At 70.6% G+C, this 19,453-nt stretch carries 19 protein-coding genes; 15 read left to right on the top strand and 4 right to left on the bottom strand.

The window, feature by feature from the left end; all coding sequences use genetic code 11:
- Window positions 1–25 precede the first annotated feature (25 nt).
- The 8 genes from Ahu01nite_RS48170 to Ahu01nite_RS48135 all read left to right on the top strand — a co-directional run bounded on the left by Ahu01nite_RS48170 (window position 26) and on the right by Ahu01nite_RS48135 (window position 10,722).
- Window positions 26–1,672 carry an ABC transporter substrate-binding protein gene (locus tag Ahu01nite_RS48170; RefSeq protein WP_203843492.1) on the top strand — a complete coding sequence of 549 codons (1,647 nt, stop codon included), beginning with the start codon at window positions 26–28 and terminating at the stop codon, window positions 1,670–1,672.
- 7 nt (window positions 1,673–1,679) lie between these two features.
- Window positions 1,680–2,672: an ABC transporter permease gene (locus Ahu01nite_RS48165; RefSeq protein WP_203843491.1), complete on the top strand. Its 993-nt coding sequence runs from the start codon at window positions 1,680–1,682 to the stop codon at window positions 2,670–2,672.
- Window positions 2,669–3,565, top strand: a complete 897-nt coding sequence (locus Ahu01nite_RS48160; protein WP_239159753.1) for an ABC transporter permease — start codon at window positions 2,669–2,671, stop codon at window positions 3,563–3,565. The genes Ahu01nite_RS48165 and Ahu01nite_RS48160 overlap by 4 nt, the downstream gene beginning before the upstream one ends.
- A gap of 75 nt (window positions 3,566–3,640) precedes the next feature.
- Window positions 3,641–5,272 (top strand): dipeptide ABC transporter ATP-binding protein, encoded by a 1,632-nt coding sequence (locus tag Ahu01nite_RS48155; RefSeq protein WP_203843490.1) that lies wholly within the window; start codon window positions 3,641–3,643, stop codon window positions 5,270–5,272.
- Window positions 5,265–6,272 carry a ketopantoate reductase family protein gene (locus Ahu01nite_RS48150; RefSeq protein WP_203843489.1) on the top strand — a complete coding sequence of 336 codons (1,008 nt, stop codon included), beginning with the start codon at window positions 5,265–5,267 and terminating at the stop codon, window positions 6,270–6,272. The genes Ahu01nite_RS48155 and Ahu01nite_RS48150 overlap by 8 nt, the downstream gene beginning before the upstream one ends.
- Window positions 6,265–7,950: an ABC transporter ATP-binding protein gene (locus Ahu01nite_RS48145; RefSeq protein WP_203843488.1), complete on the top strand. Its 1,686-nt coding sequence runs from the start codon at window positions 6,265–6,267 to the stop codon at window positions 7,948–7,950. The genes Ahu01nite_RS48150 and Ahu01nite_RS48145 overlap by 8 nt, the downstream gene beginning before the upstream one ends.
- A complete protein-coding gene (locus Ahu01nite_RS48140; protein WP_203843487.1) occupies window positions 7,940–9,688 on the top strand; it encodes an ABC transporter ATP-binding protein in 1,749 nt (582 codons plus the stop codon). The genes Ahu01nite_RS48145 and Ahu01nite_RS48140 overlap by 11 nt, the downstream gene beginning before the upstream one ends.
- A complete protein-coding gene (locus Ahu01nite_RS48135; protein WP_203843486.1) occupies window positions 9,685–10,722 on the top strand; it encodes an LLM class flavin-dependent oxidoreductase in 1,038 nt (345 codons plus the stop codon). Before Ahu01nite_RS48140 ends, Ahu01nite_RS48135 begins: the two co-directional genes overlap by 4 nt.
- On the opposite strand, the gene Ahu01nite_RS48130 is transcribed toward Ahu01nite_RS48135, so the two are convergent.
- The gene (locus Ahu01nite_RS48130) at window positions 10,670–11,395 is read right to left on the bottom strand and encodes an alpha/beta fold hydrolase (RefSeq protein WP_275411853.1); all 726 of its coding nucleotides are present in this window, start codon (window positions 11,393–11,395) and stop codon (window positions 10,670–10,672) included. The two genes, Ahu01nite_RS48135 and Ahu01nite_RS48130, sit on opposite strands and share 53 nt — an antisense overlap.
- Before the next feature lie 21 nt (window positions 11,396–11,416).
- On the opposite strand from Ahu01nite_RS48130, the gene Ahu01nite_RS48125 reads away from it, so the two are divergent.
- A complete protein-coding gene (locus Ahu01nite_RS48125; RefSeq protein WP_239159751.1) occupies window positions 11,417–12,214 on the top strand; it encodes a helix-turn-helix domain-containing protein in 798 nt (265 codons plus the stop codon).
- Here the strand turns inward: Ahu01nite_RS48125 and Ahu01nite_RS48120 are convergent.
- Window positions 12,211–12,564: a hypothetical protein gene (locus tag Ahu01nite_RS48120; protein ID WP_203843483.1), complete on the bottom strand. Its 354-nt coding sequence runs from the start codon at window positions 12,562–12,564 to the stop codon at window positions 12,211–12,213. The two genes, Ahu01nite_RS48125 and Ahu01nite_RS48120, sit on opposite strands and share 4 nt — an antisense overlap.
- A gap of 33 nt (window positions 12,565–12,597) precedes the next feature.
- Here Ahu01nite_RS48120 and Ahu01nite_RS48115 point away from each other — a divergent pair, with 33 nt between their 5' ends.
- Entirely contained in the window at window positions 12,598–13,410 is an 813-nt protein-coding gene (locus Ahu01nite_RS48115; RefSeq protein WP_203843482.1) for an SDR family NAD(P)-dependent oxidoreductase, read from the top strand.
- Here Ahu01nite_RS48115 and Ahu01nite_RS48110 read toward each other — a convergent pair.
- Together Ahu01nite_RS48110 and Ahu01nite_RS48105 are read right to left on the bottom strand one after the other, a co-directional pair.
- Complete coding sequence (locus tag Ahu01nite_RS48110) at window positions 13,391–14,335, bottom strand: quinone oxidoreductase family protein (RefSeq protein WP_239159750.1); 945 nt, start codon at window positions 14,333–14,335, stop codon at window positions 13,391–13,393. The genes Ahu01nite_RS48115 and Ahu01nite_RS48110 overlap by 20 nt on opposite strands.
- Window positions 14,336–14,350: 15 nt before the next feature.
- Entirely contained in the window at window positions 14,351–15,220 is an 870-nt protein-coding gene (locus Ahu01nite_RS48105; protein ID WP_203843480.1) for a YwqG family protein, read from the bottom strand.
- A gap of 98 nt (window positions 15,221–15,318) precedes the next feature.
- On the opposite strand from Ahu01nite_RS48105, the gene Ahu01nite_RS48100 reads away from it, so the two are divergent.
- The 5 genes from Ahu01nite_RS48100 (at window position 15,319) to Ahu01nite_RS48080 (ending at window position 19,436) form a co-directional block, all read left to right on the top strand.
- Window positions 15,319–15,495, top strand: coding sequence for a hypothetical protein (locus Ahu01nite_RS48100; protein WP_203843479.1), 177 nt, complete (start codon window positions 15,319–15,321; stop codon window positions 15,493–15,495).
- Window positions 15,492–16,196, top strand: a complete 705-nt coding sequence (locus tag Ahu01nite_RS48095; protein ID WP_203843478.1) for a GNAT family N-acetyltransferase — start codon at window positions 15,492–15,494, stop codon at window positions 16,194–16,196. Before Ahu01nite_RS48100 ends, Ahu01nite_RS48095 begins: the two co-directional genes overlap by 4 nt.
- 21 nt (window positions 16,197–16,217) lie before the next feature.
- A complete protein-coding gene (locus tag Ahu01nite_RS48090) occupies window positions 16,218–17,192 on the top strand; it encodes an LLM class flavin-dependent oxidoreductase (RefSeq protein ID WP_203843477.1) in 975 nt (324 codons plus the stop codon).
- A 10-nt stretch (window positions 17,193–17,202) separates the two neighbouring features.
- Entirely contained in the window at window positions 17,203–18,471 is a 1,269-nt protein-coding gene (locus Ahu01nite_RS48085) for an LLM class flavin-dependent oxidoreductase (RefSeq protein WP_203843476.1), read from the top strand.
- Between the two features lie 98 nt (window positions 18,472–18,569).
- Window positions 18,570–19,436: an ABC transporter substrate-binding protein gene (locus Ahu01nite_RS48080; protein ID WP_239159749.1), complete on the top strand. Its 867-nt coding sequence runs from the start codon at window positions 18,570–18,572 to the stop codon at window positions 19,434–19,436.
- Window positions 19,437–19,453: the final 17 nt, after the last annotated feature.

Genomic DNA, 19,453 nt, shown 5'->3' with positions numbered 1-19,453 from the left:
CCCCTCATAGGCAAGGACCCCCAGCATGCGCATCTTCAGACCGATAACCGCTGCCCTGAGCGCCGCCGCCCTGCTAGCCCTGGCCGCCTGCGGCGGTGGATCGAGCGGCAGTGACGAGGCCAGTGGTACGCCGAAGTCGGGTGGCACGCTCAAGGTGTCGTTCTGGCCCGACAACGCGAACTTCTCCTGCGTGGACCCGTTCCAGGTGTACTGGATCGAGCACCGGACGATCGCCCGCAACTTCGCCGACTCGCTCACCGATCAGGACCCGGAGACCGGGAAGATCGTGCCGTGGCTCGCGGAGAAGTGGGAGGTCAGCGCCGACGGCCTGGCGTACACGTTCCACCTCAAGGACGGCGTCACGTTCAGCAACGGCACGCCGGTCGACGCGCAGGCGGTCGCCGACGACGTCGCGGGCTGGATCGCCACGGTGAAGGCGACCAACGGGGCGGCGTACGGCGCCTCCTACATCCAGGGGCTCAGCGGCGCGAAGGTCGTCGACCCGAAGACGGTCGTCCTGCAGCTGACCAAGCCGAACTCGTCGTTCCTGCAGGCCACGTCGACCACGAACCTCGCGATCACCGACCCCGCGGAGTTCCAGCTGACGCCGGCGCAGCGGTGCCTCGGCAAGGGCGTGATCGGGTCGGGCCTGTTCGTCCTGGACCACTACACGCCCAAGGTCGAGACGGTGCTGACCAAGCGCGCCGGCTACAACTGGGGCTCCGAGCTGTCCACGAACCGCGCCGAGGCCCGCCTCGACAAGGTGATCTTCAACTACGTCGCCGAGGACAGCGTCCGCACGGGCAACCTGGTCAGCGGCGCCATCGACATCGCGTGGCCCCGCAACCCGTTCACCCCGCAGGACCAGAAGCTGATCGAGAAGTCCGGCGACACGATCCAGAAGCGGGCGCTGCCGGGCGTCGCGTACACGCTGTTCGCCAACACCACGGCGGGTCACCCGCTGAGCGACCCGCAGGTGCGTAAGGCGTTCTACAAGGCGATCGACGTCAAGACGTACTCGTCGACGATCTTCGGGGCCGACTACCCGGTCGTGCAGAGCGTGTTCAACTCGACCACGCCGTACTTCAAGTCGGAGTCCGCGAAGATCACGTTCGACCCGGCCGCCGCGAAGCAGATCCTGGACGCAGCGGGCTGGACCGTCGGCGCCGACGGGTACCGCGCCAAGGACGGCAAGGTCCTGTCGATCGACTACCCGAGCGCGCTGCCCATCCCCGGCGGCGAGCTGCTGCAGTCGCAGGCCAAGGACGTCGGCATCAAGCTCGACCTGCGCCCGCTCACCACGGCCCAGTCGGCGACGTACCTGACCGAGGGCTCCTACGACCTGACCTCGACGTACTTCACCCGGGCCGACCCCGGCGCGCTGCAGTTCATCATCAACCCGGACGTCGCGAACTCCAAGGCGCTCGCCCAGCGGGTCGCCTCCCCGGCGGAGACCACCCAGATCCAGGCGCTGTTCGCCAAAGCGATCCAGACCACCGACGAGAAGCAGGCCGCGCAGGCGTACGCCGACCTGCAGGACTACCTGATCGACAACGCCATCACGTTCCCGCTGTTCGAGCGGCTGCAGAATGCCGGGATCAGCGACAAGGTGCACGGGTTCGCGTTCACCTCCGAGAGCTTCCTGAAGCTCAACGACGTCTGGAAGCAGTGACCCGGATATGACGCGGTACGTGGCCGGTCGCATCGCCCAGGCCCTCGTGGTCCTCTGGGCGGCCTACACCCTGACGTTCGCCATCCTCTACCTGCTGCCCAGCGACCCGATGCAGCTCCAGCTCGCCGCGGCGGGGGTCCAGGAGGACAGCCTGACCCCCGATCAGGTCGCCGCGATGAAGGCCGAGTTCGGTCTCGACCAGTCGATCTGGACGCAGTACTGGCATCACCTCGGCGGCGCGCTGCACGGTGACTTCGGCATCTCGCTGACCCAGCGGGTGCCGGTCACCGAGATGATCGGGGAGCGCATCGGCCCGACCCTCGTCCTCAGCGCCTCGGCGGCGATCGTCGCGCTGGTCGCCGGCTCGGCGCTGGCCTACCTGGCGACGTTCGTGCGGTGGAGCCTGCTGCGGATCCTGTTCAGCCGGCTGCCCGCGGTCGGCGCCTCGTTCCCGCAGTTCTTCGTGGCGCTGTTTTTGATCCAGTTCTTCTCGTTCCAGCTGGGCTGGTTCCCGGCGACCGGCTCGGAGGGGGCGTCCTCGCTCGTGATGCCGGTGATCACGATCTCGGTGCTCGCCTCCTCCGTGCTGGCGCAGGTGCTCATCAAGAGCTTCGACGAGACGCTGCGGCAGCCGTACATCACCACCGCACGCGCCAAGGGGCTGTCCCGCTCGGCCGTGCACCTGCGGCATGCCTTCCGCAACGCCGCCCTGCCGGCGATGACCATCCTCGGCGTCATCGTCGGCGTGACGGTCACCAGCTCGATCGTCGTCGAGACGGTCTTCACCCGCGAGGGTGTCGGCCGGCTCGCCCAGGAGGCCGTGCTGTCGCAGGACGTGCCCGTGGTCCTCGCGGTGGTCACCATCGCCGCGTCGGTGTTCGTCCTGGTCAACCTGATCGTCGACCTAATCTACCCGTTGCTCGACCCGCGGATCTCGCACACCCGCGGCAAGGTCCGGGCGCCCGCCCCGGCACCCGCGCTGGAAGGGGGCACGCTGTGACCACCACCGAGGTCGCCGAGCGCATCGAGGTGGACGCGCCGGTCCCGGAGCAGGAAGCCGGGGGCCGGAGCGCCAACCTCACAGCAAACCTCATCCAGTTGGTACGCAAACCAGGTTTCCTCCTCGCCGCCCTGTACGTGGTGTTCGTGCTGGTCTCCGCGTTCTGGCCCCGCCTGTTCACCTCGCGCGACCCGTACGGCACGGACCCGAAGTCGGCGATGCTCAGCCCGAGCATCGACCACCTGTTCGGCACCGACGTCTACGGCCGGGACCTGTGGTCACGGGTGCTCTACGGCTCGCCGCTGACGATCAAGGCGACGCTGATCGCGCTCGGGATCGCGCTGGTCGCCGGGCTCACACTCGGCGTCGTCTCGGGCTTCTTCGCCGGGGTCACCGACGCGATCCTGATGCGGGTCGTCGACGTCCTGCTCGCGATCCCGGGGCTGCTGCTCGCGCTGGCGATCGTCACCGCGCTCGGCTACGGCACGATCCCGGTCGCGGTCGCCGTCGGTGTCGGCATCGTTCCCGGCTTCGCCCGGACGACCCGGGCCGAGGTGCTACGGGTACGGACGTTGCCGTACGTGGAGGCCGCCCGCGCGGGTGGTGCCTCGTGGGGCCGGGTGCTCGTCCGTCACATCCTGCCGAACTCGTGGGGGCCGGTCGCCGTGCTCGCCGTCCTCGACGCCGGTGTGGCCATCATCGCGATCGCGTCGCTCAGCTTCCTCGGGTTCGGCGCCGCTCCCCCGGCCGCCGAATGGGGCACGCTGATCGCCGACGGCCGCAACTACCTCGTCACCTCGTGGTGGCTGAGCCTGATGCCGGGCCTGTTCGTGGCCCTGCTCGTGCTCAGCCTCAACCACATCTCGAAGACTCTGCAGGAGCTCTCACGATGATTTCGCATCGGTTTTCCGCCGCGGGAGGACTCAGTCGATGAACTTGAATCGGTTTTCCGCCGCGGGAGGGCAGAGATGAGCCTCGTCGACATCAAAGGGCTGGACGTCGGGTATGTGCGGCATCGCACGGTCCGGCCGGCGGTCATCGGGCTCGACCTGAGCGTGGGTGAGGCCGAGGTCGTCGCCATCGTGGGCGAGTCCGGGTCGGGCAAGACCACCACCGCCAACGCGATCATCGGGTTGCTGCCCCCGAACGGCCGGATCACCGCGGGCTCGGCCATCGTGGACGGCATCGAGACGGCTGGCGCCAAGGAGAAGACGCTGCGCGGATTGCGGGGCTCGGTCGTCGGGCTGATCCCGCAGGATCCGATGGTCGGCCTCAACCCGACCCAGCGCGTCGGTGCCCAGATCGGCGAGGTCGTGAAGCTGCGCGGGATCGCCGGGCCCTCGGTGCACACCGAGGTGGTGGAGTTTCTCGACCAGGCGGGCGTACCGGATCCCGAGCTGCGGGCCCGGCAGTATCCGCACGAGCTCTCCGGCGGACTGCGCCAGCGGGCCCTGATCGCGATCGCCCTCGCCGGGCGGCCGAAACTGATCATCGCGGACGAGCCCACCAGCGCGCTCGACGTGACCGTGCAGAAGCGGATCCTCGACCACCTCGGCGGCCTGGTCCGCGAGCAGGGCATCTCGCTGCTCATCATCACGCACGACCTGGCCGTCGCCGCGGACCGCGCCGACCGGGTGGTGGTCATGCAACACGGGCGCAAGACCGAGGAGGGCGATCCGCGGGTCATCCTCTCCGATCCGCGTGAGCCCTACACCAGGCGGCTCATCGCCGCCGCCCCGAGGCTCGCTCACGGCGGGCGGGTCGTGGCGCGTTTCGACGTACGCGACGAGGAGCGCCCGGAGCCGATCCTCACCCTGACCAAGGTCAGCAAGACGTTCCCCGGCAACGATCCGCGGCGCGGGCGGCGGGGTTTCAACGCGCTCGAGGACGTCACCGTCTCCGTGCCGCGGGGGCAGACCCACGCACTGGTCGGCGAATCGGGCTGCGGCAAGACGACGACGCTGCGGATCGCGCTCGGCCTGGAGAGCGCCACGAGCGGTTCCGTGCGGCTCGACGGGACCGAGATCAGCGGCCTGTCCTGGAACAAGCTGCGGCCGCTGCGGCGCAAGGCCCAGCTCGTGCATCAGGATCCGTTCGCCACGCTCGACCCGAAGTTCACCGTGGGGCAGTCGGTGACCGAGCCGCTGGTGTCGTTCCGGGTGGGCGATCGGCGTACCCGTAAGGTCCGGGCCCTGGAACTGCTCGACCAGGTGGGCCTGCCGACGTCCTATCTGGACCGGCTGCCGCAGGAGCTCTCCGGCGGCCAGCGCCAGCGGGTCGCCATCGCGCGGGCGCTCGCCCTGCAACCCGAGCTCATCATGCTCGACGAGCCGGTCTCCGCGCTCGACGTGCTCGTGCAGGAGCAGATCCTGCGCCTGCTCGCCGACCTGCAGCAGGCGTTGAACCTGTCCTACCTGTTCGTGTCCCACGATCTCGCCGTCGTCGCCGAGGTCGCGCACACCGTCTCGGTCATGAGCCAGGGACGCGTCGTCGAACAGGGGCCGGTCGCGGAGGTCTTCACGAACCCACGCAGCCCGCACACCAGGGAACTCATCGACGCCATCCCCGGCCGGCTCCCTCTTGGAGAAAAAGTTGTCTGAGTTCAACACCCGGCGGTACGTCGTGATCGGCGCGGGCGCCGTCGGCGGCGCGCTCGCCGCGCAACTCGTCCCGGCCGGGCACTCCGTGGTGCTCGTGGCCCGGGGCGAGCACGGCGACCGGATCGCCACCGAGGGCCTCACCGTCCGGCGGCCCACCGGTGACGAGGTCGTCAAGGTCCCGGTCGTCTCCGGCCCCGGCGAGCTGAGCCTGCACACCGGCGACGTCCTGCTGCTCGCCGTCAAGACCCAGGACGCCGAGGCCGCCATCGCCGACTGGGCGTGGCGGGCCGTTCTCGACGACACGGGTACGCCGCGGGGCCCGGCCGCCGCCCTCCTGCCCATCGTGACGTTCCAGAACGGGATCGCCACCGAGGATCTGGCCCTGCGCCGCTTCGAGCGGGTGTACGGCGCCACGATCGCGGTCGCCGCCAGCTACCTGAGCCCCGGCGAGATCGTGTCACCGTCGCTCGACCCCGCCGCGGTGGTGTGGGTCGGCCGCTACCCCGGAGGCTCGGACCCTCTTCAGAAGGAGGTCGTCGCGGACCTCAACGCCAGCGGGATCGCGGCCTTCTCCGTCGACGACATCCGCGCGCAGAAGGCCGCGAAGCTGCTCGGCAACCTCGCGGCGAACGGCACCGGTCTGCTCGAAGGGCCGGACGACCTGCGCGAGCGGGCCCGGGCCCTGCTGCGCGACGAGGCGATCGAGGTACTCGCCGCGGCCGGTGTGCCGCTGCCGCCCGGGGAGAAGCTCGACTTCCACGGCATCGAGTTCCGGGTCCAGCAGGTGGAGGGTCACATCGGCGGGCGGCTGTCGACGTGGCAGAGCTTCGCGCGCGGCGCGTCCAGCGAGATCGACTACCTGAACGGCGAGATCGTGCTGCTGGCCCGGCGCCACGGGCACGCGGCGCCGCTGAACCGGCGGTTGCAGGAGCTGCTCGGGGCCGCGTACCTCAGTGATCAGAGGACTTTGACCGCGCTCCTGTCGGCCGCCGGTGCCTGACCCTCGGCGCCGCTCGGCGCTGGCAACCCAGTTCGCGGGCGCACGGGCCCATCCGGGGCCGGCGATCGTCGCCACGGTCAGCGGTCTTGTCAACGGGGCCACGATGGTCGCCGGCGCCTGGGCCATCGGCTGGTCCACCGACCACCTCGTGATCCCGGCGCTCTCCGGGCACCACGTCGGCGCCGGGGTCTGGTGGCTCAGCGCGGCGTTCATCCTCGGCATCTCCGCGCTGCGGTGGAGCACCATCTTCATCCGCGGCATCGCCACCGGGCACGTCCAGTACCGCGCCCAGGCCGAGACCCGCCGCGCCGTGGTGCGCCGGTATCTCGACCTGGACCTTGGCTGGCACCGGCGCCGCTCCCCCGGCCAGCTCCTGGCCCACGCCGTGTCCGATGTGGATGCCCTGTGGTCGCCGATGCAGTTCGCGTACTTCGCGGTCGGCATGGTGTTCATGCTGCTGCTCGCGCTGACCGAGCTGTTCTTCCGCGAGCTGCTGCTCGGCCTGGTCGGGCTCGCCCTGGTCGTGCTGGTCCTCACGCTGAACCTGCTCTACCAGCGGCTGCTCGCTCCCCGGGCCCGTGAGGCGCAGGAGGCGCGCGGCGTCGTCGGCGGCATCGCGCACGAGTCGATCGAGGGCAGCCCGGTCGTCCGCAGCCTCGGCCGGGCGGACGTGGAGGACGCCCGGTTCGCACCCGGCGTCGACCGGCTGCGCGCCGCCGACGTGCGGATGGCCGCGGTCAGCTCGGTCTTCGATCCGCTGCTGGAGCTGCTGCCGACCGCGGCGGTGCTGGTGGTGCTCGCCGCGGCGGCGCCCCGGGTCGCCGACGGCAGCCTCAGCGTGGGTGACCTGGTCGGCGTCGTCTACCTGCTGATCACCATCTCGATCCCGCTCAACGTGATCAGCCGGTTCCTGTCGATGCTCCCGCTCTCGGGCGCCGGTCAGGAACGGGTGCGGTCGGTGCTGTACAGCCCCGACGTCGTCCGCTTCGGGTCACAACGACTGGCCACGCCGGTCCCGCTGCGGGTCGAACTGCGGGACGTGGGCGCCGTACGCCTCGAAGGGGTGAATCTGGTCCTGGAACCGGGGACGATCACCGTGGTCATGGGCGCGGTCGGCTCCGGCAAGACCACCCTGCTCGACCTCGCCGGCGGGCAGCACCATCCCGCCCGGGGGACGGTGCTCTTCGACGGTGTCGACGTCCGCGAGCTGGCCCGCGGTGCCGTCCCGGAGAACGTCGCCGTCGTGTCGCAGAGCCCGTTCCTGTTCGCCGAATCCCTGCGCGACAACCTCAGCCTCTCCGGCGGCTACTCCGACGAGGAGCTCTGGCGGGCCCTGCGTGTCGCGGCCGCCGACGACTTCGTCCGCGAGCTGCCGGACGGCCTCGACACGATCGTCGGCGAGCGCGGGGCGACGCTGTCCGGCGGTCAGCGGCAACGGATCTGCCTCGCCCGTGCCATCGTGCGCCGGCCGCGGCTGCTCGTGCTCGACGACGCGACCTCCGCGCTCGACACCCGCGTGGAGCGCCAGGTGCTCGACGGGTTGAAGGACCTGGTCGCGGAGGGCGGCACGACGCTGCTCGTCGCCACGAACCGGCCCGCCACGCTGACCATCGCCGACCGGGTCGTGCAGCTGCGCGCCGGGCGGATCGCGTCCCTGGAGGAGTCCCGTGCTTCGTGACCTGTCCCGGACCGGGGCGCGGGAGCTGATCGCCACGGCGGTGCGCGTCTCACCGTCGCTGCGTCAGGGCCTGCTGCTCACCGGTGTTCTCGCGCTGTTCGCCGGTGCGGGACGGATCATCGCGCCGCTGACGATCCAGCGGTCGATCGACAGTGGGCTTGTACCGCGTACGGTCATCCCGGCGGTTGTGATCGGAGCCGCAGCTGTCGTCGTGGCCGGCACCGCGTCGCTGCTGCTGAACCGGCGCCTGCAGAGCCGGATCGAGCAGGCGCTCGCCGGACTGCGCCGGGCCGGGCTGCGCCGTGTGCACGAGATGGCGGCGAGCACCGCCGACCGGATCCCGAGCGCCGACCTCGTCTCCCGGCTCACCAGCGACGTCGATCAGGTGACGACGTTCCTGCAGGGCGGCGGGATCCAGTTCCTCACCAACACCGCGCAGCTGCTGATCGCGACCGGGCTGCTGTTCGTCTACAACTGGCGGCTCGCGCTGCCCGTCCTCGTGCTCACCGGGCTCCTGCTCGTCGCCATGGCCGGAATGCAGAAGCTGATCGCCCGCCGGTACGCCCGAGCGCGCCAGGACCTGTCCCGGATGCAGACCGCCGTGGCCGAATCCGTGCTCGGCGCCGCGGTGATCCGGTCGACGGGCACCGGAGAACGAGCCCGCGCCAAGCTCGACGAGGCGGTCGACCGCGCCCGGGACAGCCTCGTCAGCACGCTCGTCCCGTTGCACGGCAACACCTCGCTCGGCGAGATCGCGATCTCCACCATGACCGTGGCCGTGCTGCTGGGCGGCGTGTGGTGGGGCATCACCGGCGATCCCAGCCTCACCGCCGGGCAGGTCGTCGCGATGGTCCTGCTCGTCACGTTCTTCGTGCGACCGCTGCAGTTCCTCGTGCAGAGCCTCGGCGAGGCCCAGAACGCGCTCACCGGCTGGCGGCGCGCCCTCGAACTGGTCACCACCGAGAGCGCCACGGTCGCCGACGGCGTCACCCTGCCACCCGGCCCGGTCGGCGTCACCGTCGAGAACGTCTCGGCGCGCTACCCGGACGGGCCGATCGTGCTGCACGACGTCACCCTGCGGATCGAACCGGGCGAGCACGTGGCCATCGTGGGGCGGACCGGCTCGGGCAAGTCCACGTTCGCGAAGCTGCTCACCCGCGGGCTCGTACCCGCTGAGGGTTCCATTTATCTCAACGGTGAGCTTCTTGAGCGCTTGGCGGGCCTGTCCCTGGCCGGCCGGGTGGTCATCGTGCCGCAGGAGCCGTTCCTGTTCACCGGCACGATCGGGGACAACATCAAGCTCGGCGCGCCCGGTGCGAGCGACGAGACAGTTCTCGGCGTCATCGACCGGCTCGGCCTGCACGAGTGGTACGGAACCCTGTCACAGGGCCTGGACACGCCGACCGGGATGCGCGGCGAGCGGCTGTCGGTCGGCGAGCGGCAGCTGGTCGCCCTGGCGCGTACGGCGCTGGCCGACCCGGACCTCGTGGTGTTCGACGAGGCGACCTCCGGCATCGACCCGGCAACCGACCTCGCCGTCCAACGCGCCCTCGCCGTCCTGACCCGCGACCGCACCACCGTCTCCATCGCCCACCGGATGATCACCGCCGAAACGGCAGACCGGGTCCTCGTCTTCGCCGACGGCCGGATCGTGCAGTCCGGGCACCACAGCGAACTCGTCCACGAGCCGGGCCCCTACGCCGGCCTGGCGCTGGCGTCCGCGGAAGGACAACCATGAGACTCGGCTTCAACACTCGGGTGTCGTTCCCGGCCGGCGAGGCCGCCCGCGGGCTGCGCGAGGGCATCGAACTGTTCCAGGCCGCCGAGGCCCTCGGCTACCAGTCCGGCTGGGCGTACCAGCGCCACTTCGACAACTACCTGTCGTCACCCCTGCCGTTCTTCGCCGCCGCGGGCCAGCACACCAGCCGGATAACCCTGGGCAGCGCGGTCATCCCGGCCCGCTACCAGGAACCCGTCCTGCTCGCCGAGGCCGCCGGCACCACCGACCTGCTCACCGGCGGCCGCCTCCAGCTCGCGTTCTCCAGCGGCAACAACACGTGGGACGCGGTCTTCGGCGGTGTCGCCACGGACGCCCGCACCGAAGGCCAGCGTCGCCTCGCCCGCTTCCTGTCCGCCGTCGCCGGCGACACCCTCCACACCGTCACCGCCGGTTCCGGTCCCACCGGCCCGGTTGCGGGCACGGAACTGAAGGTCACGCCGCACAGCCCCGGCCTGCGCGACCGCATCTGGTACGGCTCCGGCAGCATCGCCTCGGCCGAGAACGCCGCCCGCCAGGGCCTGCGCCTCATCACCGGCACGATCCTGCACGACGTCCCCGCCGGCGACTCGTTCCCGGTCCACCAGGCCCGCCTGATCGGCGCCTACCGTGCCGTCTGGGCCGGCGCCCACGACACACCGCCCCCGCCGGTCGCGGTCGCCGCCTCGATCCTGCCCGGGACCACGAAGGCACTTCGGGAGACCTATGCCGCGTACGACCTGGAGCGGCGTACCCATGGCCCGGCAGCCTCCCGCCCACAGGGTGCCCTGAATCCCACCATGACGGCGACCCTCCCGCCCGGCATCGTGATGAGCCCGGTCCACCACGGCGAGCCCGATGACGTCATCACCGCGGTCCTGGCCGATCCCGGGCTGTCGGCGGCGGACGAGGTGGTGCTCTTCCTGCCCCCGGCCTTCGGGTTGGCCGAGAACGTACGCCTCCTCAGCGACCTGACCGGGACGGTGGCACCGGCACTGGGGTGGAAACCAAGTTAGCGAGTTCGCCAGGTGCTTCGAGGGGCATGAGGTGGCCGGCGCCGGGAATGACGTGCAGGTGCGCATTCCGCAGGTACGGCATCAGGTTGTCGCGGAGCACGTCGACCGGTTCCACCTGGTCGTGCTCGCCGGCGATGACGAGGACGGGCACCTCGATCTCGCGAGCCTCGCGGGTGATGTCCTGGGCGATCCCGTGCAACGGCCATCCGGCGGTGGCCTCGGGGTTGCCGGCGCGGGAGTCCTCCACGATCTGATCCTTGTTGCTCAGCGGGGTGGCGGTCAGGACGTTGTCGCGCACGGCGGCCACGGACTCGTCGGAGTCGTAGGCGTGGGAGAGGCCCCGCTGATATTCGGGAGTGACGACCGGAGCGGGCTTCGCCGGGCCGGAGCCGACCAGGACGAGCTCTCTGAGCCCCGCGGGACGGGTCGCGGCCACCAGCTGCGCCACCTTGCCGCCCATGGAGTGCCCGACCAGCACGTAGTCGGTCAGGCCGGCATCCGCGATGACGGCTCGCGTGTCCTGGGCGAGCTGATCGAGGGTGTACGGGCCGGGCAGTTCCCGGGAACGCCCCCACCCGCGGGCTTCGATGGTAAGCGTGGCGCGGCCGGGAAGCCGGTCGATCACCGGTTGCCAGGTGCGCGCTGAGCCGCCCCAGTAGTGAAGAAAGACCAGGGTCGGTCCGGTGCCTTTGCGGTGGTCGTAGTACGGCAGCTCACCTATCAGCCACCCCGGGGCGCGCCGCTGCCCGCCGAGACGATGTCGTTCGCCACCCTGCGGCGTCTCAACGACGGGTCGACCCAGCGTGGCGACTTCCACGTCCTCGCCGTCGTCCGCCGCGGGCAGGGCCGGGTCTCGGTCGACTTCACCGCCCACCCGCTCGCCCCTCGCAGCGTCGTGTGGATCCGCCCCGGCGTGGTGCATCGCTGGGACGACCTCGGCGACCTCACCGGCGACCTGGTCCTCTTCACGCCGACCGCCCCGGCCATCACCGGCAACAGCACCCTGGTCACCGCACCATCCTGGACCGTCAACGACCACGCCTGGCCGTTGCTCCGGGCGGCACTCGACCATTTGCGCCTCGAAACGGCGTCCCCCGCCGGGGAAATCCCGGGCCTGTTGCTGTCGGCACTACTGCTGCGGCTCGATCCGCCTGCCGCCGGCCCACAGCCCGCGGCCGACGCTTTCCGCCGTTTCCGCGACGCCGTCGAGGAGGACTTTCACGTTCATCACGACGTGGCCCACTACGCCCAGCGGCTCGGCTACTCCACGCGAACCCTGTCCCGCAGCGCCCAGGCTGCCACCGGCCGCACCGCCAAGGACCTCCTCGTCGAACGGATCGTCCTGGAAGCCAAGCGACTCCTCGCCCACGACCGGCTGACCCCCGCCCGCTGCGGCCAGCACCTCGGCTTCCCGGACCCCGCCAACTTCTCGGCCTTCTTCCTGCGCGAAACCGGCACCCGCCCCGGCGCCTGGCAGGCCGCCAACGCTTAACCGGCCCCGGGCTGGATGTATTCGAAGACAGATCCGTCGGCGTGGCGGGCGATCATTCGCGGGCCGTTCGGGCCGTCGGCGGGACCCTCGAGCACAGCGCCGCCGCCGGATTCCACGATGCTCTGGGCAAGCTTGATGTTCTCGACGAGGACCGTGGCTACCCGGTCGTAGGCGGCCCGCTGGTCCGGTGGCACCTGGAGGAGCAGGAACGAGCCGATCCAGGCGAGCCGGACGGCGCGGAACTCGAAGATGCGCGGCTCCGCTCCCCCGCTGAGGTTCACGTAGGTCGGCAGGGCGCGGTCCAGGTCGTCGACGAACACGCGGGCCAGGATCTCGCGTACCAGGGGCATCCCAATACCCTATTACGTGAGTAGGATTTTGGGATGGGCGTTGTCGTGATCACGGGTGGGACGGACGGCATCGGGCGGGGGCTTGCGGCTGACTATCTGCGGCAAGGGTTCGAGGTGGTGGTTGTCGGGCGCAGTGCGCGCAAGGGACAGGAGTTCCAGGAGCCGGGCGAGCGGGCGCATTTTCTGGCCGCCGATCTGAGCCTGGTCGCCGAGAACCGCCGGCTCGCCGGGTATCTCGCCGAGCGCTTCCCGGTCGTTGACGTGCTGGTGCTCGGTGCGCGGTACCACCGGTCGGCGCGGACGGTGACCGCGGACGGGTTCGAGAGCAATTTCGCGCTGTTCTATCTCAGCCGGTTCCTGCTCAGCCATGGTCTTGCCGGACCGCTGGGCCGGGCGGAGCATCCGGTTGTCATGAACTTCGCCGCGGCGGGGCAGACCGGTGGCGTCCGGTGGGACGACCTGCAGTTGAAGCAGGGGTACGACGGGGTCGGTGCGATGGGGCACGCCGGGCGGCTCAATGACCTGCTGGGTGTCAGTTTCGCCGACCGGCACCGCGATACCGGGATCCGTTATGTGCTGAACCATCCGGGGGTGGTGGCGACCAGTTTCGCGGGCGATTACGCCCCGGGGCTCGCCGTGCAAGTGGAGCGGTTGAAGACCGTGGGCAAATCCGTGCAGGCGAGCGTCGCGCAGATCCGGCCGTACCTTGATCCGGATTGGTCGCAGCCTTTGACCGCGGTGCTGGAAGGCGTGCGGGTGCCGTTGGATCCGGCGCTGTTCGACAGCCGCGACGCCGCCCGCCTGCACGAGCTGACCGTGGGGCTGCTCAGCCGGGCAGTAGCGTGATCTTGCCGGTGGTGGCGCGCGCGAGAAGGTCCTCGAAGGCGCGGCGGGCGTCCGCGAGCGGATAGGCGGCGGCGACCAGCGGTTTCAGGGTCCTGGCGGCGACGAGGCCGAACATCTCGGTCAGGGGTTCCGCGTAGGCGCCGGGGACGGTGAGCGCCGGGCGGAGCCAGAAGCCGCTGACCGTCTTGTTGCCGTCCGCGAGCTCACCGGGGTCCACCGGCGCGCGGCCCTCGCGGGAGGCGTTGCCAAAGGTGACCAGGCGCCCGAAGTTCGCCAGCACGTCGAGGCCGGCGCTGAACACGTTGCCACCGATCGAGTCGAGGACCACGTCCACCGGGCGGCCGTCGTTGGCGTCGAGGACGCGGTCTGCGTACCCGTCGGCATGGCCTGAAACCGCGACGTCCGCGCCCAGAGCGAGCGCCAGGTCCCGTTTGGCCTCCGTGGAGGCCGTCGCGATGACCCGCCGCGCGCCGAAGTGCTTGGCGAGCTGCACCGCGAGCGACCCGACGCCACCGGCCGCCGCGTTGACGACCACCGTCTCGCCGGCGCTCACCCGGGCACTGCTTTTCAGGACATGCCAGGCCGTCAATCCCTGTACGAGCAGAGCGAGCGCCTCGGCATCCCCCACCGCAACCGGCACGTCCACGGCATCAGCGGCGTCGACCACGGCCCGTTCCGCGAAGCCCCCACCACCGAAGATCGGCGCCAGCACCCGCCGGCCTTCGGCGGTCCGCCCGACCACCTCGGTGCCGGGCACGAACGGCAGCTCCGGCGCCGGGCGGTACGAGCCCGCGATCCGGCTGGTGTCCGCGAAGTTCACCCCGGCGGCGCTCACCGTGACGAGCAGCTGCCCCTCACCCGCAATCGGTTCGGCGACATCGGCGAGTTCCAGCACCTCGGGCCCGCCGAAGCGGGTGCACTGCACGGCTTTCATCATCACTCAGCTCTGGTGGACCATCGCGAACGGGCGGCCGGGGCAGGTCAGGCACGTGAAAAAGTACAACGACCCGTCGGCGAGTACTAGGCCCGCGTCCCTGTAGTGGGTAAACGCCTCCGCCGGGTGGCCGCCCTCGCTACGCCGATCGACCGGGAATTCCTCCACCGGGACCCACCGGCGCCAGGATGCGCCGTCCCACTCGACGTCGGCCACCGTGAGCAGATAGGCCATCGGCTGCCCGCACGCACAGTCGTGATATTCCGGACCGTTCATCCAGTCAGCCCAGCCACCGACCTTGGTACCCGTGGCCGCACCGAGGTGGGAGTAATAGCTCCACCCCCGCTGCTCGGCCCATGCGTCCACGCGGTCCAGCAGGTCCCCGTCCAGCTCGAACCCCTCCGGCTGCTCCCGGACCCGCTCGGGCTGCAGGACACACGGCTTCGACACGTAATCGTCCTCCAGGTAACCCTCATCGTCGTCCGGCAGCTCGGGCTGCGCTGCCGGCGGCCCGGTCACCGTGGCCTCGGTCCGCCAATGCAGCGACGCGAGCGGCCAGGAGCCCTCGTCGTGCAGGCACGGGCACCACAGGAGCTGCAGCACGTCGGTGCCGTCCGGGAACGGGAGCTCGGGCACGTCACGGGCGTACAGCTGAAGGACCTGGACCATCGGCACCGGGGAGTCGGCATGGTCCTCGGACTCGCAGACCGGCCACGGCTCGTCGCCGGGCCAGAGCAGCGGCCCGCCCAGCGAGCTGGCCGTCACGTCCGGCTCGCCCCGGCGGGGGTGCAGCCGGACCGTCGTCTTCTCAAGCCCGGCGAACTCCGGGAAGGCGGTGATGACATCGAGGGGCGGCGGAGGCGTCGTGAGCGTCACGGCCGCCACAGTAGACGACTGTCGTTAACCGGACCGTATTGCATACATCGCAGATAGGACTTGAGGATTATGGGGATGTGCGCCTAGCGTCAGAGGCTATGGAGAGTCAGCTCGCCGCGGTCGCGGAGTGGGACAGCGGGATCTACTTCGAGGACGGCCGCATCGGAGCGTTCACGTTTCCCGTGGCTTGTCCCGCCGGTGTCCCCGAGCGGGCGAACGAGCCGGATCTTTCGCCGAGACCCCCGGCCGCGGAACCCGTCAGGGCGGCCCGATGACCACCATCGACGCTCACGACCGGACCGTGCTCGACAATCCGGCGTGGGCCTCGCTGGGCAGCGCACATGCCCGGTTCGCCGAGGTGCACGGGCGGGCCGCACGTTACGAGCACGAGGTGGCGCCGTTCCACGCTCTGGCGGATCCCACCGACGCGCGGGCTTGGGCTGACCTGGCCGCACTGGTCGGGCCGGGTGCCGACCTGACGGTGGCGGGTGCGCCGCTCGACCCGTTCCCGGGCTGGGCGGTGACCGGCAGTGTCTCCGGGGTGCAGCTCGTCGACGTCGCCCTGGAGCCGGCCGAGGAGCCCGAAGCGGTGGTTCTCACGCCGGCCGACGTCCCGGAGATCCTCGACCTCATCGATCGTTGCCGGCCCGGGCCGTTCCGGACCCGCACGATCGAGCTGGGTACGTACCTGGGGTTCCGCCACGACGGGAAGCTGATCGCCATGGCCGGGGAACGGCTGCGGCCACCCGGCTGGACCGAGATCAGCGCGGTCTGCACCGACGCGGCATATCGCGGGCGTGGTCTCGCCACCCGGCTCGTCCGGGCGGTCGCGGCGGGCATCCGGGCGCGCGGGGAGACGCCGTTCCTGCACACCGGGGCCGCCAATACGACGGCGATCCGGCTGTACGAGTCGATCGGCTTCGAGCTGCGCCGGTCGACGACGTTCGGGGCGTACCGCTGTCTCGAAAAGTCTTGAAGCGAGCCTGGAGGTCCGAGAGTGCATTTTGCCCTGGAGATCGACGGATCCGGCGCCGGATCCCCGCCTGCCACCGCGATCGGCCTGGGAGCGGCGCAGGCGGCCGAGGCAGCCGGGTTCGCGCTGGTGACCCTCGCGGACTCGCCGTTACCACCGCCCGGCGGGGGCGGGCGGGTCGAAGCGGGGGTCCGCGCGGCCTTTCTCGCCCGGCGGACGGGACGGATCGGTCTGGCACCGACCCTGCACGTCACCACCACCGAGCCGTTCCACCTGGCCACCCAGCTGGCGTCGCTCGACCACGCCTCGCTGGGACGGGCCGGCTGGGTAGTCGGCGCCGAGAACAGCGAGGCGGCCCTCGCGACAGTCGGCGCGCAGCCGCTGGGCGAGGACGAACTGCGCCGCGAAGTCGCGGACGTCATCGACGTGGCCCGGCAGCTGTGGGACTCGTGGGAGGACGACGCGGTCATCCGTGAGCACGCCACCGGCCGGTTCCTCGACCCCGACCGGGTGCACCACGTGAACTTCACCGGCGCCCGGTTCTCCGTCACCGGCCCGCTGATCACGCCGCGCCCGCCGCAGGGGCAGGTGGTGGTGCTCGGCGCGGACACGCTCGGCGTCACGGGCCGGCTGGACATCGCCCTGATCGCCGCACCGGACCTCGACGAGGTCGCGGAACGCGCCCGGCAGGCCCGCGCCGACGGTGCCCCGCTGGTCTTCGCCGAGCTCGACGTCCTGCTCGGCGAAGACCAGCTCGATGCGCTGACACCGTGGGGGCCACCGCGCCGGCTACGGCACACGGGCAGCGCCGGCGAGCTCCGCACCCTGCTGGACCGGCTCGAGGGCCTCGTGGACGGGGTCCGGTTCCACCCGGCGGTGCTCTCCATCGACCTGCCCCGGCTGGCCGCCACGCTCGGAGCCCGCCCGGGAGCCGGCCGCACCCTGCGCGAGACGCTCGGGCTGCCACGGCCCGTCAACCAGTTCGCCGCCGCCCGATAGGGGAAGAGCCATGCCGCACCGTCTGCACCTCGGAGTGTTCTTCACCGGCGTCGGGCCCCAGCTGCTCTGGACCGCCCCTGACTTCGCCGAGCACACCCACATCGACACGTTCATCGCCACGGCGAAAACCCTGGAACGTGGCCTGTTCGACGCCTTCTTCCTCGGTGAGGGGCTCCGGGTCCGGGAAAACCGGGGCCGCGTGTACGACCTCGACGTGGCCGGCCGCCCGGATGCCATCACCCAGCTCGCCGCGCTGGCCGCCGAGACCGAGCGGATCGGGCTGGTCGCCACGCAGAACACCACGTACAACTTCCCCGCCGACCTGGCCCGGCGGCTCGCGAGCCTGGACCTCGTCTCCGGCGGCCGCGCCGGCTGGAACATCGTCACCACCGACAACGCCTGGACGGGCGAGAATTTCCGCCACGGCGGCTGGCTCCCCCACGAGCGCCGCTACGAACGCGCCGCCCAGTTCGTCGAGGCCGCCAAGGCGTTGTGGGCCGGCGACAGGGTGGAGCGCCATACCGATCTGGTCGGCCTGAGCGCGGCACCGACCGTGCCTGCCAGCCCGCAGGGGCGCCCGGTGCTGTTCCAGGCGGGCGACTCAGCGGGCGGCCGCGACCTCGCCGCCCGGCACGCGGACGTGGTCTTCTCCGCCAACACCGATTACGACAAAGCCGTTGAATACGCCGCTGACCTGCGGAAACGACTCGCCGAATACGGGAGGTCGCCCGACTCGCTGCGGATCCTGCCCGGCGCCTCGGTGGTGCTCGGCGACACCCCCGCGGAGGCCGCGGAGAAGGCGGCGTGGATCCAGCGGGAGCAGACAACGGGACCGCGGGCGATCGCGTTCCTGGAACAATATTGGGGCAAGGACCTCTCCGGGTACGACCCGGACGGCCCGCTCCCCGACATCGAACCCGCCGACGGCGAACTCGACCCGTCCCGCGGCACGATCCCGATCCACCTCCGCACCGGCAAACTCGAACGCGTCGCCGAATGGCGCCGACTGTCAGCCGACCGCGGACTGTCCATTCGCGACCTCGTCATCGAGGTCAACCCGCGGCACAACTCGTTCGTGGGAACACCGGGCGACATCGCGGACGAATGGGAGCGCTACGTGCGAACCCGCGCGGTCGACGGCTTCAACATCCTTCCGCAGGAACTCCCCGGCACGATCGAGGACATCGTCGACAAGCTCGTCCCGGAGCTCCAGGAACGTGGCATCTACCGCACCGGGTACGAAGGCCACACCCTGCGCGAACACCTCGACCTGTCCTGAGGATGAGCAAGGTCACCATCCGTTCGGCGCCGCTTGTGGGTAGCCTGTTTTTTCCTAGCAGACACGTATGTTTACTAGAATTTGAAAGGTTTGAAACATTGTTCAGCTCCGGTTCGCGGTCCGTCCGCGCCGTCCTCGGTGTTTTCGCAGCTACCGCTCTTGCTCTCAGTGCGGCCTGCGGTGGCGGGGATGACTCGTCCAGTGCCGCCGCCGACAATCCGTACGATCTGCTTCAGGCCGGGACGATCCGGGCCGGCACGCTGACCGACGCGCCGCCGAACGTGTTCCTGAAGGACGGCAAGTTCACCGGGTTCGACAACGACCTGCTGACCGCCGTGGCAGCGAAGATCGACCTGAAGGTGGAGTTCGTCGGTACGGACTTCTCGGCGCTGCTGGCGCAGGTCAACACGCACAAGTTCGATGTCGGCAGCTCGTCGATCACCATCACCGAGGCCCGCCGCAAGACCGTGGACTTCAGCAACGGGTACGACTTCGGCTACTTCGGCCTGGATGTGCCCAAGGGCTCCACGATCACCGGCTTCGACGCTCTGGCCGGCAAGCGGGTCGCCGTTGTCCAGGGCACCGTGCAGGACGACTACGCGACGAAGAACAACCTGAACCCCGTCCGTGTGCCGGATTACAACAGCGCGGTCAACCAGCTCAAGGCGAAGACCGCCGACGCCTGGATCGCGCCCGCCGAGATCGGTGAGAAGCTCGCCGGGGACAGCAAGGGCGCCGTCGTGGTGGTCGAGAAGCAGCTGAGCTCGGAGCCGACCGCGTTCGCCGTCGCCAAGGGCAACGACAAGCTGCGGGAGGCCCTCGACAAGGGGCTCGACGAGGTCATCGCCGACGGTACGTGGAAGAAGCTGCAGGAGCAGTACTACCCCGGCCGCCCGATCCCGGACACGTTCAAGCCGGGCAGCGCGGGCTCGGCCGCCGCGCCGTCCGCCAGCGCCGGTAGCTGACCTCCGCTTTTACCTAC

Origin of the sequence: Winogradskya humida, from assembly GCF_016862215.1 — a bacterium.
Lineage (GTDB): Bacteria > Actinomycetota > Actinomycetes > Mycobacteriales > Micromonosporaceae > Actinoplanes > Actinoplanes humidus.
Note: the sequence above shows the minus strand (reverse complement) of the source record. Positions and strands in the feature narration are given on the sequence as shown.